This is a genomic window from Corynebacterium sp. KPL1814, from assembly GCF_000478175.1.
Taxonomy (GTDB): Bacteria; Actinomycetota; Actinomycetes; order Mycobacteriales; family Mycobacteriaceae; genus Corynebacterium.
This window is the reverse complement of record NZ_KI515775.1, coordinates 324202-337059: the sequence shown is the minus strand read 5'-3', so window position 1 is coordinate 337059 and position 12858 is coordinate 324202. Positions and strand designations below refer to the sequence as shown.

The following is a 12858-nucleotide window of genomic DNA, read 5'->3' as shown; positions in this document are numbered from 1 at the left end:
GATCTATTCACCGCCCGCAGTAATTGACACAGCTCCGCCGACTTTAATACAGCGCGCTCGCCAGCTTCGTGCGCGCCTCAAGGACACGCGGATCATTGCCAGCAAACAGGCCGAAGAGCTCGAGCAGGCGTTCCCGTAGCTGGGCCTTCTCATCGCCGGCCGAAACCTTCATGGTCTCGATGAGGCGGTCGAAGGCCTTTTCTGGGGCACCTGCCACGACTTCGGCGTCAGCGGCACGCATCTGCTTGTCGATGTCCCCCTTATCCCCATCCGCAGCAGCAATCGGGTCCTCGGTTTGGTGTGCCGGATCCAGGCGCTTGAGAAGCTTGGTTGTGTCTCGCGCCTGCTTAATCTGCGTATTATCCGGTTCCGCTTCCAAGATGGACTCATAGACCTTAATCGCGCCATCGAAATCGCCGGAATTCAAGAAGGATTCTGCCTCCTGCAAGCGAGGATCATCCTCTTCTTCCTCCTCCGCTGCGGCCGGTGCAGACTCCAGACCCTTAAGCTGCGGTCCGACGTTTTCTACCAAGCTATCCAACCACTGCTTAAGGGCCTCCTTTGGCTGGGCTCCCTCGAAATTAGTCAAGGGTTGACCGGCGCCAATGGCTACCACGGTGGGCAGGTTCTTCACGCCGAAGGCCTGCGCGACCTGTGGAGTGGCATCCGCGTCCACGTAGCCGACGAGGAAGCTAAGGTTGCCTGCAGTTGCTAATTCCTGCAGGTCCTTCTTCAACTGGTCAGACTGGGTAGAGCGCGGGGTGCCGATAAGGACGACGACCGGCACCTCAGTGGAGCGGCGCACCACCTCGGTCTCAAAATTCGCCTCGGTGACCGTAAAAAACGGCTGGACTCCGCTAGCCTGCCCAGCCGCTGGCTGCTCTTGCGCCTGCTGGCGGGCTTCGGCACGCGCCTTGACCTGGCTGAGATCCAGGGCACCGCCTACATAAGCATTATTCGCAGAAGTCATTAATCCTCCTTAGCTAAACGCCGATTCACGGCGTCTACTTTATCTGTCAGTTGATTCGTCACGCCTTCGCGGATGTCGGCCTTAATAACTAACGAGGTGCGCGGCGATACCGCACGCACCGCATCGGTGGCCTTCTTGATAGTGCCAAAAACCTCGTCCCACTCGCCTTCTAAAAGGGTGAACATGGCGTTGGTTTCATTAGGTAGGCCAGATTCTCGCACCACGCGGACCGCCTCCGCCACGGCATCGGCCATCTCGCCGGAGTCATTATCCACCACTGCGGGTGCTACTGAAAATGCAACAATCATGCCCGCAAGTCTACCTTCGCTCCCAGCAGTGCCGGTGCCAATGGCGGCGGTCATCGCCCTGCCTGCCGGTATCGCGCGGCCAGGCGACGATGTGGGCTACCCCAGGCGGAATATTTTGGTTACACCCCGGGCAGATATAGAATTTCTGCGCCCGCGCGGAGCCAATATGCCGCATGATATAGGGCTCTCCGTGCGTCCAGCTCGGGCCCTCGACCGTCTGCGATCCGAAGAAGGTAGAGCCGTCCCTGGGCAACGGCCGAAATTCCTGTGGTTTTCGCCTATTTCGCCGTGGCATTAAAACAACCGCAATTCTTTAGATTCGAGTCCGCGCAACTCTTGGTAATCCAAGACCACGCACCGGATCCCGCGGTCTTCGGCCAGCGTCCGGGCCTGTGGCTTGATTTCTTGCGCCGCAAAGATGCCAGATACTGGGGCAATTAACTCGTCACGATTGAGCAGTTCCAGGTAGCGGGTTAGCTGCTCGACCCCGTCGATACCACCGCGGCGCTTGACCTCCACAGCAACATTCCGGTTATCGGCATCTTTTGCCATGATGTCTACCGGGCCAATGGCCGTGGGATACTCGCGTCGCACGAGGGTGAAATCGGAGCCCAATGTGTCGATCTTTTCGGCCAAAAGTTCCTGTAGGTGCGCCTCCACACCGTCTTTTACTAGGCCTGGATCTTCGCCCATGTCATAGGAGATGTCCTCGTGGATTTCCGCAATGGTGATGCGCAATTGCTCGCCCTTCGGGTTTTCCACAAGCCATAAAACTTCACCGGTGTCATTGCCATCGACGTCCTCGATGACGGATTCCTGCACCGTGCACGGCGGGGTCATCCAATTCAGGGGCTTATACGCGCGGTCATCGGCATGCACCGATACCGAGCCGTCTGCCTTGACGATGAGCAGGCGGTCCGCCAAGGGAAGGTGGGCGTCGAGCCGTCCCACGTAATCAACTGAACAACGGGCGATTACTAAGCGCATGGCTACTACCCTAGCCTGTTGCTATTGGCGCTTGGACTGCCGGGTGGCTCGCTCCCGCAACTGCTTGTAATCAAAGCGCTGTTGCCGCTTGGACGGCGCAGCCTCGACCCAAGCTTCGAAAGCCATGATCCCGCGGGAATCGGAAGCCAGCTCGTATTCCGCATCCCCGGTGCTAAAGTGCACCACCTCGGTGGCATCAGACATGAAAGAAGCCTCGTCATCATCCAAAGAACGGGAGTTCAAAATGGTGATGTCGAGGCGATTAAACCACAGGTTATAGCGCGGAAATACAGAGCGCAGTTTGAAGTATTCCACGACTTCGCCGGTATAACGCAGCACGCCATGGCGCCAGGAAAAGCTATCCTTCGCCGGCATTGAGCGCAACAACACTGCGGTTCCGCGCGAGCGCAGAGTAAAAAATCGCAGGGCCGCCAGCAGAACAACTAGCAATACCACCAACGCTAAGGCCCACAGGACCACCGAGATAACCGTCGAATTCATGGGCTCCACACGCCATCCTTGGTTAGTGAAAGAACAACTATTTGGATTGTAGCGCCTGATTCCTCCTCTGCGCCAATAAGAAAAGGCAAAGAAAACGTGAAAAAGCGCACCGGATAAATCCAGTGCGCTTTTCTGAGAGCAGGAAGGGCGGCTATTGCTGCCCTCTCCTACCAATCCAAGGTTTATTCAGCCTTTGCTGCGCGGCGAAGTGCACGCAATGCAGCCTCACCGCGGGACTTGGTGAGCTCATGAGCCGAAGAGGAATCCTCTTCCGCCTTGGCCTCATCCACCTCATCGGACCAGATGGCCCAATCAGCGAGGACGGTAATCTTGTCCTGGGTAACGGAGAGGAAGCCACCCTGGACGGCGGCAACGCGCCGCGCGCCATCGACTGGGTGGATGGTCACTACGCCATTGTCGATCAATTGACCGATCACAGGCTCGTGACCGGGAAGCACGCCGATCTCACCCTCGGTGGTCTCAGCCGTCACTATGGAGGCCTGACCAGACCACAATGAGCGCTCGACGGAAACCAATTCGGCGGTGATGTCAGCCATGTGCCTCTCCCTACTTCTCGTTCAACTTCTTGTATGCAGCTTCGACGTCGTCCAAGCCACCCAAGCCGTTGAAGGCCTGCTCTGGGTAGTGGTCAAACTCACCGTTGCAGATGCGCTCGAAGGCATCGATGGTATCCTGCAGCGGCACGTAGGAGCCCTCCAGACCGGTGAACTTCTGCGCGACGAAGAAGTTCTGACCCAAGAAGCGCTCGATACGGCGGGCACGCTGCACGGTCACCTTGTCTTCTTCAGACAGCTCGTCCATACCAAGGATGGCGATGATGTCCTGCAGTTCCTTGTTCTTCTGCAGAATACCGATGACGCGCTGCGCTACCTCGTAGTGCTTCTCGCCCACGATGCCTGGCTCGAGGATACGAGAGGTAGAGGTCAGCGGGTTCACTGCTGGGTAAATACCCTTGGAAGCAATGGCACGGTCCAGCTCGGTCGTCGCATCCAAGTGGGCGAAGGTCGTGGCTGGGGCCGGGTCGGTGTAGTCATCGGCAGGCACGTAAACGGCCTGCAGAGAGGTAATGGAACGACCCTTGGTGGAGGTAATGCGCTCCTGCAACACACCCATCTCATCAGCCAAGGTTGGCTGGTAACCCACTGCGGAAGGCATACGACCCAACAGGGTCGAAACCTCGGAGCCGGCCTGGGTGAAACGGAAGATGTTGTCAATGAACAGCAGCACGTCCTGGTTCTGCACATCGCGGAAGTACTCCGCCATGGTCAGGCCGGACAGCGCCACGCGCATACGAACTCCTGGTGGCTCGTCCATCTGGCCGAAGACAAGTGCGGTATCTTGCAGAACGCCCATCTCTTCCATTTCCAGGAAGAGGTCGGTGCCCTCACGGGTGCGCTCGCCGACGCCGGCGAAAACCGACGTACCGGAGAACTCGCGGGCAATACGGGTAATCATTTCCTGAATCAGGACGGTCTTACCCACACCTGCACCACCGAAGAGGCCAATCTTGCCGCCCTTAACGTAAGGGGTCAGCAGGTCAATGACCTTAATACCGGTTTCGAGGATCTCGGTCTTGCCCTCGAGCTGGTCGAACGCTGGTGGCTCGCGGTGGATGCCCCACTGCTCACCATCGCGGCCGAGGCCCGGCTCGTCGAGGCAGTCACCGAGGGCGTTAAAGACGTGGCCCTTGACGACGTCGCCGACGGGAACGGAGATAGGCTCTCCGGAGTCGACTACCTCGGCGCCACGGACAAGGCCATCGGTAGGTGCCATGGACACGGTACGAACGAGGTTGTCACCGAGGTGCTGAGCGACCTCAAGGGTGACGGTCTTTGCCACAGCTTCGAGCTTAATCTCGACGTGGAGTGCGTTGTACAGGGCCGGAAGTGCCTCGCGTGGGAATTCTACGTCCACCACCGGACCGATGACGCGCACGACACGACCGGCGACTGCCGAAGACTGTGCATTCTGCTCTTGCAGAGCTGTAGTCATAATCTAGTCACTTTCTGCGCTGTCAGATAGCGCGCCAGCGCCACCGACGATCTCTGAAATTTCCTGGGTAATCTGTGCCTGACGGGCCTGGTTGGCCACACGAGATAGGTCATTGGCAATCTCGGTTGCGTTGTCAGTAGCAGATTTCATAGCTGTACGGCGTGCAGCGGACTCGGAAGCCGAAGCCTCCAAGAACATAGCAAACAGGATACGCGAGACGTACTGCGGAAGCAGCGCTTCCATCAGGGTATCCGCGTCCGGCTCGAATTCGAAGTCCGCGGAAATGTTTTCCGTCGGCTCCGGATCCTCCAGTGCGGAGTCACCCATCTCGTACTCCTCGCCCTGCACTACCGGCTCAACAGGCAATAGCTGCTGCGCACGCGCGGTTTGAGTCAGCATGGACTCAAACTCGGTGTAGACCACATGCACCTGGTCAAAGCCGGTAACACCTGCGCCTTCACCTTCCGCATGCAGGCCCTCGCGGCCCTTGGTAGTGCCCTTAGAACCAGCAACGAAGCCATCGATCATGTGGCGACGCACATCGTGGGTGCCCTCCCAGGTTGGATCCTGAGAGAAACCATCCCAGCTGCCCGCTACCGCTTCCTCGCGGAAGTTGTAGTGGCCGATGCCCTTGCTGCCGGTGACGTAGCGAACTACCTCGTAGCCCTTGCTTTCGAGGAGGGCCTTGAGCTGGGCTGCCTTTTTGAAGACGTTGTTGTTGTAGCCACCGCACATGCCTCGGTCAGAGGTGATTACGAGAATCGCGGCGACGTTGCCGTCTTCACGCTCGCGCAGCATAGGGTGCTCTAGCGTCGACGCTGCAGCCAACCTGTTCATGACATTGGTCAGCTCAGTCGCATACGGCTGAGAGGCTTCCACCCGAGCCTGCGCTTTGGTAATGCGCGAGGTAGCAATGAGCTCCTGGGCTTTAGTGATCTTCTTAGTCGAGTTCACGGACCGAATGCGGTCGCGTAATTCGCGAAGATTAGCCATCGTTTCTCCTCCCTTCTTTCATATAGACGGTTAATTACGAGAGCTGAACTCTACTTAGCCGTCTTCCGGGAGACGTTGAGCTCGGTGCTTTTCACGTCATTTTCATCCAAAGGATCCACAGGCGCTTCGGTGCCCAAGTTGTGGCCCTCAGAGGTACGGAACGTAGGAGCGAACTCCTTGGCCGCAGCCTCGAGTGCTTCCTTGGACTCATCGCTCAGCGCCTTGCCGCCGGCAATCTGCTCAAAGACCTCTGGAGTATTGGCGTTGAGGTACTCGTGCACCTCGGCCTCGAAGCGGCGAACGTCTTCGACGGGAACGACGTCGAAGATGCCTGCCTCGGCGAGGTAAATGGATACCATCTGGTATTCCACCGGCTGCGGCGAGGATTCGGACTGCTTCAGCAGCTCGACCAGGCGGGAGCCGCGCTCCAGCTGCGCCTTGGACGCAGAGTCAAGGTCGGAGGCGAAAGCTGCGAATGCCTGCAGGTCACGGTATGCAGCCAGGTCGAGACGGAGGTTACCCGCAACCTTCTTCATACCCTTGGTCTGGGCCGCACCACCAACACGGGAGACGGACACACCGACGTTAATAGCCGGGCGAACACCCTGGTTGAAGAGGTCGGACTCCAAGAAGACCTGACCGTCAGTAATGGAAATGACGTTGGTCGGAATAAAGGCACTGACGTCATTAGCCTTGGTTTCGATGATGGGCAGTGCGGTCATAGAACCGGCACCCATGTCATCGGAAAGCTTGGCAGCGCGCTCCAGCAAGCGGGAGTGCAGGTAGAAGACGTCGCCTGGGTAGGCCTCGCGTCCCGGCGGGCGGCGCAGCAACAGCGAAATTGCGCGGTACGCCTCAGCCTGCTTGGTCAGGTCATCGTAGATAACCAGGACGTGGTTGCCCTGGTACATCCACTGCTGGCCCAATGCAGCACCGGAGAACGGTGCCAGCCACTTGTAGCCGGCGGAATCAGAAGCTGGGGCCGCCACGATGGTGGTGTAATCCAGCGCGCCGTGCTCCTCAAGGGTACGGCGCACGCTGGCGATGGTCGAGCCCTTCTGACCGATGGCGACGTAAATACAACGGACCTGCTTGTCCTTGTCGCCAGACTCCCAGTTAGCCTTCTGGTTCAAAATGGTATCGATGGTCACCGCGGTCTTTCCGGTCTTACGGTCACCAATGATCAGCTGACGCTGACCACGGCCGATCGGGGTCATCGCATCGATAGCCTTGATGCCGGTCTGCATTGGCTCTTCAACCGGCTGACGCTGCAGCACGGAAGGTGCCTGCAACTCGAGGACGCGCTCCTCTTCGCTTTCGATTGGGCCCAAGCCGTCGATGGGCTGGCCCAGTGGGTTAATAACGCGGCCGAGGAAGTCCTCGCCCACAGGGATGGAAAGGACCTCGCCGGTCCTCTTAACCTCGTCGCCCTCCTTGAGGGACTCGTAGTTACCCAGCACCACGACACCAATGGAATTGGTGTCAAGGTTCTGTGCGACGCCAATTACGCCGCCGGGGAACTCGAGCAGCTCATTCGCCATAACGGACGGCAGGCCAGAAACCTGCGCAATACCGTCAGCTGCCGAAATGACCACGCCGACCTCCTCACGGGAGGCCTCCGCGGAGTAGCTCGAGGTGTAGTTCGCAATCGCACTACGGATCTCGTCGGAGGAGATCGTCAGCTCCGCCATGTTCTTCCTGCTCTCGGTAGTATCTTCCAGCACTTACTTAATTCGTTTCTGTCGTTTCGGCTACACCATCTGGGCGCGGAAGCGGGCAATCTTGCCTGCCGTCGAACCGTCGATGATTTCATCGCCGACGCGGATGCGCATGCCACCGAGGAGGCTGGTGTCAACCTCAGAGTGAATGGACATCGCACGACCATAAATTTTGCCCAGCTTCTCAGCGAGTACTGCCTGCTGGCCTTCATTCAATTCACCCGCAGCGACCACGCGCGCGATGGTGCGATCCTGCAGGGCTGCTGCAGTATCGGCCAATCCCGCTACGTCATCAATGGGGTTCTGCTCTGGGCGGCTAATGGCCTGCAGCGCGAGCGCTTCAGTAAACATCGTCACCTTGCCGTAGAGCACGTTTGCCAGCAATCCGCGCTTGCGTGCGGATTCAGCAGTTCGATCGGAAAGCAGCTGGGTAAGCTCGCCCTCGCGGTCCAGAATCTGCGCCAAGCGGAAAAGCTCGTCTTCGACCTGGCCCAATTGGCCCTGCGCCTCGGCGGCGCGCAGCAATGCGCGGCGACCCAAGGATACAAGCCCGTTGACGAAGTCCTTTGGCGAAGACCACTGGTTCGCCGCAGCTTCCTGCAAGATGCTCAAAGCACCGGCAGAAACCTTGGAGCCAAAGAGATTCTCGGCCAAGGACTTGCGTGCTTCGGCCGGGGCCGCAACGTCAATGAAGGACACACGCAATTCGCGGTCCCCATCGAGAACGTCGACGACCTCAAAAATGTCCAGGCCCGCTTGGACTGCACTAGCGACGTTCTTATCGCCAGCGAGGATTTCATCCACACGGGATTGTGAGTTCGCGAGTGCTTCGCGGCTAGCTGCCTTCATAGTTGCCTACTTTCCGGCCGGTGCCACAGAGTCGAGCTCGGACAAAAAGCCATCGATGGTAGAGGACTTCTTGGAGGCGTCAGAAAGCTCGCCGCCCAGAATCTTCTCTGCCAAGTTGATGGAGTTCTGCCCCATTTCGGAACGCAGCTCAGTAACAACCTGCGCACGAGAAGCTTCCAACTGCTTTTCGCCATTGGCGACGATGCGGCGGGATTCCTCTTCCGCTTGGCTCTTCGCATCAGCCTCGATCTGCTTGCCGCGCTCGCGCGCCTGCTCGCGGATCTCGGCTGCCTCTGCGCGGGCATCAGCCAGCTGAGCATTGTACTTTTCTAGAGCAGCTTTGGCCTCGGCCTGCTGGGCCTCAGCGCGCTTCATGCCGCCCTCAATCCGGTCTTCACGCTCTTCGAGCAACTTGGTGTAACGAGGAAGCACGAACTTCCAGAACAACCAGAGAATTACGATGAAGCACAGCAAAGACCAGAAAATGTCATAGTTCTTGGGCAGAAGAACGGAGAAGCTACCCGAACCTGGGTTCTCCTCGCCCTCTGCTGCAAGCAAATAAACGACGTTATTCATAGGTCTCCCGTCTTAAAAGTTTCGGTTTGGAAAACTCGTACTTTTAGAACAGGAAGCCGGCAACCAGGCCGATAAGGGCCAGGGCCTCGGTGAAGGCGATACCCAGGAACATGGTGGTACGCAGCTGGCCGGCCATCTCCGGCTGGCGAGCCATAGCCTCAACGGTCTTGCCGGCAACGATGCCGATACCGATACCAGGGCCGATAGCAGCCAGGCCGTAGCCGATGGTGCCGAAGCCTTCGAACGTCGTAGCAGCATCCTGTGCCAGAATGATTTCGTTCATGGTGAAAGTCGTTCCCTTTCGTAAAAATCTTCAGTCCGAACCGGACCGAATGTCAGTGTTGTGTAATTAGGTGGATTACTCGGTCGCGCTCGTCGACCTCGTCCTTAGTGCGAATCAGCGTGCAAGGACAACTCGATGTACACCGCCGTCAACAAAGCGAAGATGTACGCCTGCAAGAAGATAACCAGAATCTCGAACAAGCTCATAGCCAAGCCCAAGACCACGGTCAGCCCAGACAGGACGGTCCAACCATTTAGCTGCCAGAAGAAGAAGTTCGTAGCAGAGAAGAGAAGAACCAGGATGATGTGTCCAGCAAGGAAGTTCGCCATGAGACGAATTGCAAGGGTAACCGGTCGCAGAATGAACGTAGAGAAGAACTCAATCGGTACCACCAAAAGGTGCAATGCCGGTGGCAAGTTCGGAATCACTACGGAGGAGCGAATGAACTTGCCCAAGCCGTAGCGCTTGGCGCCGGCGTAAATCATGACGATGTACGAAACGGCTGCCAACACAATTGGCATACCAATACGACCGTTGGGCGAGACATTAAGTCCCGGGATAACGGTCGCGACGTTCATAAACAGAACCGCGAAGAAGATGCTAGCGATAATTGGCAGGAATCGCTTTCCCTCCTTCTTACCCAAAATGTCCTCGGCGATATGGACGCGGACGAAGTCGACCGCGTTCTCGCCCACATTCTGAATGCCAGAAGGAACCAACTTAGGGTTCTTAAAGGCAGCCCAGAAAAGGATCACCACAATTAGCGTCATCAAAATGCGAATCAGCATCAGGCGATCAAGCGCGAACCATCCGTCGGCGAAGTCACCGAAAAACAGATGGTCGGCATCAATTTGCCCCGGGAAGAATTCTTCACCTAGATCGGGCGTATGGAAGTGCCCTTTCATAGCCAATGTTGTAACGCTCAGCGTTCTCTCCCGTGTTCGGGCCACACAGCCAATAGCTGGCCTCTGTGGTGCGATGGACGTCTCAAACTCTCTGCCTTGAACACGGACTCCGTCGCACATCAGCGTGAACAAGACAGGGATTTACCGTGCAGGATTCAAGCGCAACACTTAACCCCGCGGTAACCCGTTGCAAATCGTATCAGCTGGATCAACAGTTTTTGCACGTGGGGGCCCCATAGGCCACACCCGATAGCGCCATTTCCACCTTTTGCCATACAAAACCGCGCTATTCCTGCTTAATTCACAAACGTGCATTTGATCACACACTCAGGCCAACACACCTCCTCGGGGGTGACCAACTTCCATTAATACCAGCATGCAGGCATAAAAAGGCCGCCGAGCAATCCCAATGCGCGACGGCTTAACTCTTTTTGCCCTACTCAGGACACGTAGGTAATCCTGGAGGTGACCACGGCCCAGACCTCAGAGCCTAAGGTAACGATGAGCGCTACGACGACGGTAAGAAATAGCGCCCACGTGTCATAGAAATCCATGTCCCGGATAATGGCCAGAACTCCGATAAGCACGATCAACTTAATAAGCCAACCACCCAATACCACCGCGATGGTGGTTGAGGGCGTCGAGTGGGCGGTAAAAAGCACTGAGAGCGCGGTAAACAAGACAAAGCCACCGCCGAGGGCAGCGCCGACGATAACGCCCCAGAGCCCGGCGACACCCTGTGCCCCACCCCAGACGGCGAGAGAAATGATGGTAAAGATGCCGAGGGCGGTAGACCCTTTCTTTACGGCACGCTGCAACGGCAGGCGTGGGTCATCGAAATTAGCATTTTCCGTTGTGTCACTCACGGACATTCACCCTACCTCACGCGCTCGGTGAGTCACGCACTACGCAATCATCCGACGACCTGAGACCAATCTTGCCCTGCCGCAGTGGAATCAGCGTCGCGCCAAAGGCAACTAATAACGCCATGATGGACAGGCCGATCGCCACCGGGGCTGGCACGATGGAAAACGACACCGCTCCAAAGGCCACCGCGGAAACCCAGAGGTACAACACCAGCACGGTGCGCCGGTGCGTATGCCCCAGAGACAAAAGGCGGTGGTGAATATGCGCCTTATCCGCTGAAAACGGCGAGCGCCCCTGGGATAGACGGCGAATTACCGCCCAGACAAGGTCTAAGACTGGAATAAACACCGCAGCGATCACCACGAGGATAGGTGACATAAGCGCCACCATGTCCACGGTGCCGTAGAGGGACATGTTGATCTTGCCGGACGCGGAGGTGGAGGCCGCAGCGAGCAAGAGTCCAATAAGCATAGAGCCGGAATCGCCCATGAAAATTCGGGAGGGTTCAAAGTTATGGGGCAAAAAGCCTGCACACATTCCCACCAAAGCGGCGCTGATAATAGCAGGTGGATACGCCGATACCGCTCCGCCTTGGTCATGCAGGACGGTCAGCGAGAATATTAGAATAGCGCCGCCCGCGATGAGCCCAAGGCCTGCGGCTAGGCCATCGAGGCCGTCAACGAAGTTGATGGCGTTGATGAGAAGGACCGTGAAGAAAGCGGTAAGGAGGGTGCTTTGAATCTGGTCGAGCACTACCGTGGTGCCGCCACCGAAGGGGATAAAGAGCAGCGTCCACGTGAGTCCCAAGCCACTCATAAGGGCGGCGGCAAAGAGCTGCCCAAAAAGCTTGATGAGGGCCCCGAGTTCCAGGTAGTCATCGGCAATCCCCAAAAGCACGATGGCCAGCGCCGCCCACAACACCGCACTCATCTCGGGGGTGACGGGCATAAACCCGCGAGTCAAGGCTGGAAGCTGGGCTGCGAGGAATATCGCCGCGCCAAAGCCGGTAAACATGGCGAGCCCGCCCATGCGGGGTGTGGGCTGGGAGTGGGAATCGCGCAGGCGAATTTCTGCCACCCGGCCCGTGCGGACCAAAAAGGATCGCACTACGCCGGTGGTCAGGTAGGTAAATGTCGCTGCAACGAGGATGACCAAGGCCAACTCGCGCAGCGGTACGCCAGTGCCGCTCACGCGAAATGCTCCTTCTATCCTTGGGGCCGTGTGCGCAACGAGTCAGCCGAGACGCCGAGGACCTCACCAATCTCTTCCGCGGATAATGCACCCTCGCGCAGTAGGAATGGATGGTCACCAGAGAGGTCAATGATGGTCGAGGGCTTGCCAATGTCCGTTTCTCCCCCATCCAAATACACGGTGACGGCCTTGCCCAATTGAGCCTTGGCCATTTGCGCGGTCGTCGGCGGTTGGTGTCCAGAAATATTGGCAGAAGAAACCGCCATCGGCCCTACCTCGCGCAAAAGCTCGATGGCAATCGGGTGAAGGGGCATCCGCAGCATGACGGTACCGCGGGTATCACCTAAGTTCCACGGCAGGGACGGGGCCTGTGGCACGACGATGGATAGTCCGCCTGGCCAAAAGGCTTCAACGAGGTCACGGGTGGAATCGGGATACGAGGCGACGAGGCCGCGCACGGTGTTCCAGGATCCGACGAGCACGGGAACCGGCATATCCGGCCCACGCTGCTTGGTGGCAAGCAGATTGGCTACCGCGTCATTATCGAAGGCATCGCAGCCCAAGCCATAAAGCGTATCGGTGGGCATGACCACAAGCCGCCCAGACTTGGCGGCCTTGGTGGCGATGCTCACGCCTTCCTCACGCTCAGTGTCATCGGCGCAATTATAAATTTTTCCTTGCATCAATAGTCCCCTTC

16 protein-coding genes are annotated in these 12858 nt (G+C 57.8%); all 16 read right to left on the bottom strand.

Annotated elements, in window-relative coordinates; genetic code table 11:
- Positions 1–43: 43 nt before the first annotated feature.
- Positions 44–970, bottom strand: coding sequence for a tetratricopeptide repeat protein (locus HMPREF1257_RS05470; RefSeq protein ID WP_023026365.1), 927 nt, complete (start codon positions 968–970; stop codon positions 44–46).
- Positions 970–1278, bottom strand: a complete 309-nt coding sequence (locus tag HMPREF1257_RS05465; RefSeq protein ID WP_034659367.1) for a thiamine-binding protein — start codon at positions 1276–1278, stop codon at positions 970–972. The genes HMPREF1257_RS05470 and HMPREF1257_RS05465 overlap by 1 nt, the downstream gene beginning before the upstream one ends.
- A 10-nt stretch (positions 1279–1288) precedes the next feature.
- The gene (locus HMPREF1257_RS12485; protein WP_084529612.1) at positions 1289–1573 is read right to left on the bottom strand and encodes a hypothetical protein; all 285 of its coding nucleotides are present in this window, start codon (positions 1571–1573) and stop codon (positions 1289–1291) included.
- Entirely contained in the window at positions 1573–2265 is a 693-nt protein-coding gene (nucS, locus tag HMPREF1257_RS05460) for an endonuclease NucS (RefSeq protein WP_023026363.1), read from the bottom strand. Before nucS ends, HMPREF1257_RS12485 begins: the two co-directional genes overlap by 1 nt.
- Before the next feature lie 21 nt (positions 2266–2286).
- Entirely contained in the window at positions 2287–2766 is a 480-nt protein-coding gene (locus HMPREF1257_RS05455; RefSeq protein ID WP_034659266.1) for a DUF2550 domain-containing protein, read from the bottom strand.
- A gap of 182 nt (positions 2767–2948) precedes the next feature.
- The gene (locus HMPREF1257_RS05450) at positions 2949–3323 is read right to left on the bottom strand and encodes a F0F1 ATP synthase subunit epsilon (RefSeq protein WP_023026361.1); all 375 of its coding nucleotides are present in this window, start codon (positions 3321–3323) and stop codon (positions 2949–2951) included.
- 10 nt (positions 3324–3333) lie between these two features.
- A complete protein-coding gene (gene atpD / locus HMPREF1257_RS05445) occupies positions 3334–4779 on the bottom strand; it encodes a F0F1 ATP synthase subunit beta (RefSeq protein WP_005280201.1) in 1446 nt (481 codons plus the stop codon).
- Between the two features lie 3 nt (positions 4780–4782).
- Positions 4783–5772 (bottom strand): F0F1 ATP synthase subunit gamma, encoded by a 990-nt coding sequence (locus tag HMPREF1257_RS05440; protein ID WP_023026360.1) that lies wholly within the window; start codon positions 5770–5772, stop codon positions 4783–4785.
- A 50-nt stretch (positions 5773–5822) separates the two neighbouring features.
- Complete coding sequence (gene atpA / locus HMPREF1257_RS05435; protein ID WP_023026359.1) at positions 5823–7463, bottom strand: F0F1 ATP synthase subunit alpha; 1641 nt, start codon at positions 7461–7463, stop codon at positions 5823–5825.
- Positions 7464–7523: 60 nt separating this feature from the next.
- Positions 7524–8339 (bottom strand): F0F1 ATP synthase subunit delta, encoded by an 816-nt coding sequence (locus tag HMPREF1257_RS05430; RefSeq protein WP_023026358.1) that lies wholly within the window; start codon positions 8337–8339, stop codon positions 7524–7526.
- 6 nt (positions 8340–8345) lie between these two features.
- Positions 8346–8915 carry a F0F1 ATP synthase subunit B gene (locus tag HMPREF1257_RS05425; protein ID WP_023026357.1) on the bottom strand — a complete coding sequence of 190 codons (570 nt, stop codon included), beginning with the start codon at positions 8913–8915 and terminating at the stop codon, positions 8346–8348.
- A gap of 43 nt (positions 8916–8958) precedes the next feature.
- The gene (locus tag HMPREF1257_RS05420; protein ID WP_005280196.1) at positions 8959–9198 is read right to left on the bottom strand and encodes an ATP synthase F0 subunit C; all 240 of its coding nucleotides are present in this window, start codon (positions 9196–9198) and stop codon (positions 8959–8961) included.
- 104 nt (positions 9199–9302) lie between these two features.
- The gene (gene atpB / locus HMPREF1257_RS05415; RefSeq protein ID WP_023026356.1) at positions 9303–10103 is read right to left on the bottom strand and encodes a F0F1 ATP synthase subunit A; all 801 of its coding nucleotides are present in this window, start codon (positions 10101–10103) and stop codon (positions 9303–9305) included.
- 440 nt (positions 10104–10543) lie between these two features.
- A complete protein-coding gene (locus HMPREF1257_RS05410) occupies positions 10544–10975 on the bottom strand; it encodes a hypothetical protein (RefSeq protein ID WP_023026355.1) in 432 nt (143 codons plus the stop codon).
- Between the two features lie 10 nt (positions 10976–10985).
- Positions 10986–12161: an MraY family glycosyltransferase gene (locus HMPREF1257_RS05405; RefSeq protein WP_023026354.1), complete on the bottom strand. Its 1176-nt coding sequence runs from the start codon at positions 12159–12161 to the stop codon at positions 10986–10988.
- Positions 12162–12175: 14 nt separating this feature from the next.
- Positions 12176–12844 (bottom strand): L-threonylcarbamoyladenylate synthase, encoded by a 669-nt coding sequence (locus tag HMPREF1257_RS05400; RefSeq protein ID WP_023026353.1) that lies wholly within the window; start codon positions 12842–12844, stop codon positions 12176–12178.
- Positions 12845–12858 lie beyond the last annotated feature (14 nt).

Excerpts from the sequence above, each read along its gene's own strand:
- HMPREF1257_RS05470 (WP_023026365.1), bottom strand. The coding sequence starts at position 970 with ATGACTTCTGCGAATAATGCTTATGTAGGCGGTGCCCTGGATCTCAGC.
- HMPREF1257_RS05465 (WP_034659367.1), bottom strand. The coding sequence starts at position 1,278 with ATGATTGTTGCATTTTCAGTAGCACCCGCAGTGGTGGATAATGACTCC.
- HMPREF1257_RS12485 (WP_084529612.1), bottom strand. The coding sequence starts at position 1,573 with ATGCCACGGCGAAATAGGCGAAAACCACAGGAATTTCGGCCGTTGCCC.
- nucS (WP_023026363.1), bottom strand. The coding sequence starts at position 2,265 with ATGCGCTTAGTAATCGCCCGTTGTTCAGTTGATTACGTGGGACGGCTC.
- HMPREF1257_RS05455 (WP_034659266.1), bottom strand. The coding sequence starts at position 2,766 with ATGAATTCGACGGTTATCTCGGTGGTCCTGTGGGCCTTAGCGTTGGTG.
- HMPREF1257_RS05450 (WP_023026361.1), bottom strand. The coding sequence starts at position 3,323 with ATGGCTGACATCACCGCCGAATTGGTTTCCGTCGAGCGCTCATTGTGG.
- atpD (WP_005280201.1), bottom strand. The coding sequence starts at position 4,779 with ATGACTACAGCTCTGCAAGAGCAGAATGCACAGTCTTCGGCAGTCGCC.
- HMPREF1257_RS05440 (WP_023026360.1), bottom strand. The coding sequence starts at position 5,772 with ATGGCTAATCTTCGCGAATTACGCGACCGCATTCGGTCCGTGAACTCG.
- atpA (WP_023026359.1), bottom strand. The coding sequence starts at position 7,463 with ATGGCGGAGCTGACGATCTCCTCCGACGAGATCCGTAGTGCGATTGCG.
- HMPREF1257_RS05430 (WP_023026358.1), bottom strand. The coding sequence starts at position 8,339 with ATGAAGGCAGCTAGCCGCGAAGCACTCGCGAACTCACAATCCCGTGTG.
- HMPREF1257_RS05425 (WP_023026357.1), bottom strand. The coding sequence starts at position 8,915 with ATGAATAACGTCGTTTATTTGCTTGCAGCAGAGGGCGAGGAGAACCCA.
- HMPREF1257_RS05420 (WP_005280196.1), bottom strand. The coding sequence starts at position 9,198 with ATGAACGAAATCATTCTGGCACAGGATGCTGCTACGACGTTCGAAGGC.
- atpB (WP_023026356.1), bottom strand. The coding sequence starts at position 10,103 with ATGAAAGGGCACTTCCATACGCCCGATCTAGGTGAAGAATTCTTCCCG.
- HMPREF1257_RS05410 (WP_023026355.1), bottom strand. The coding sequence starts at position 10,975 with ATGTCCGTGAGTGACACAACGGAAAATGCTAATTTCGATGACCCACGC.
- HMPREF1257_RS05400 (WP_023026353.1), bottom strand. The coding sequence starts at position 12,844 with ATGCAAGGAAAAATTTATAATTGCGCCGATGACACTGAGCGTGAGGAA.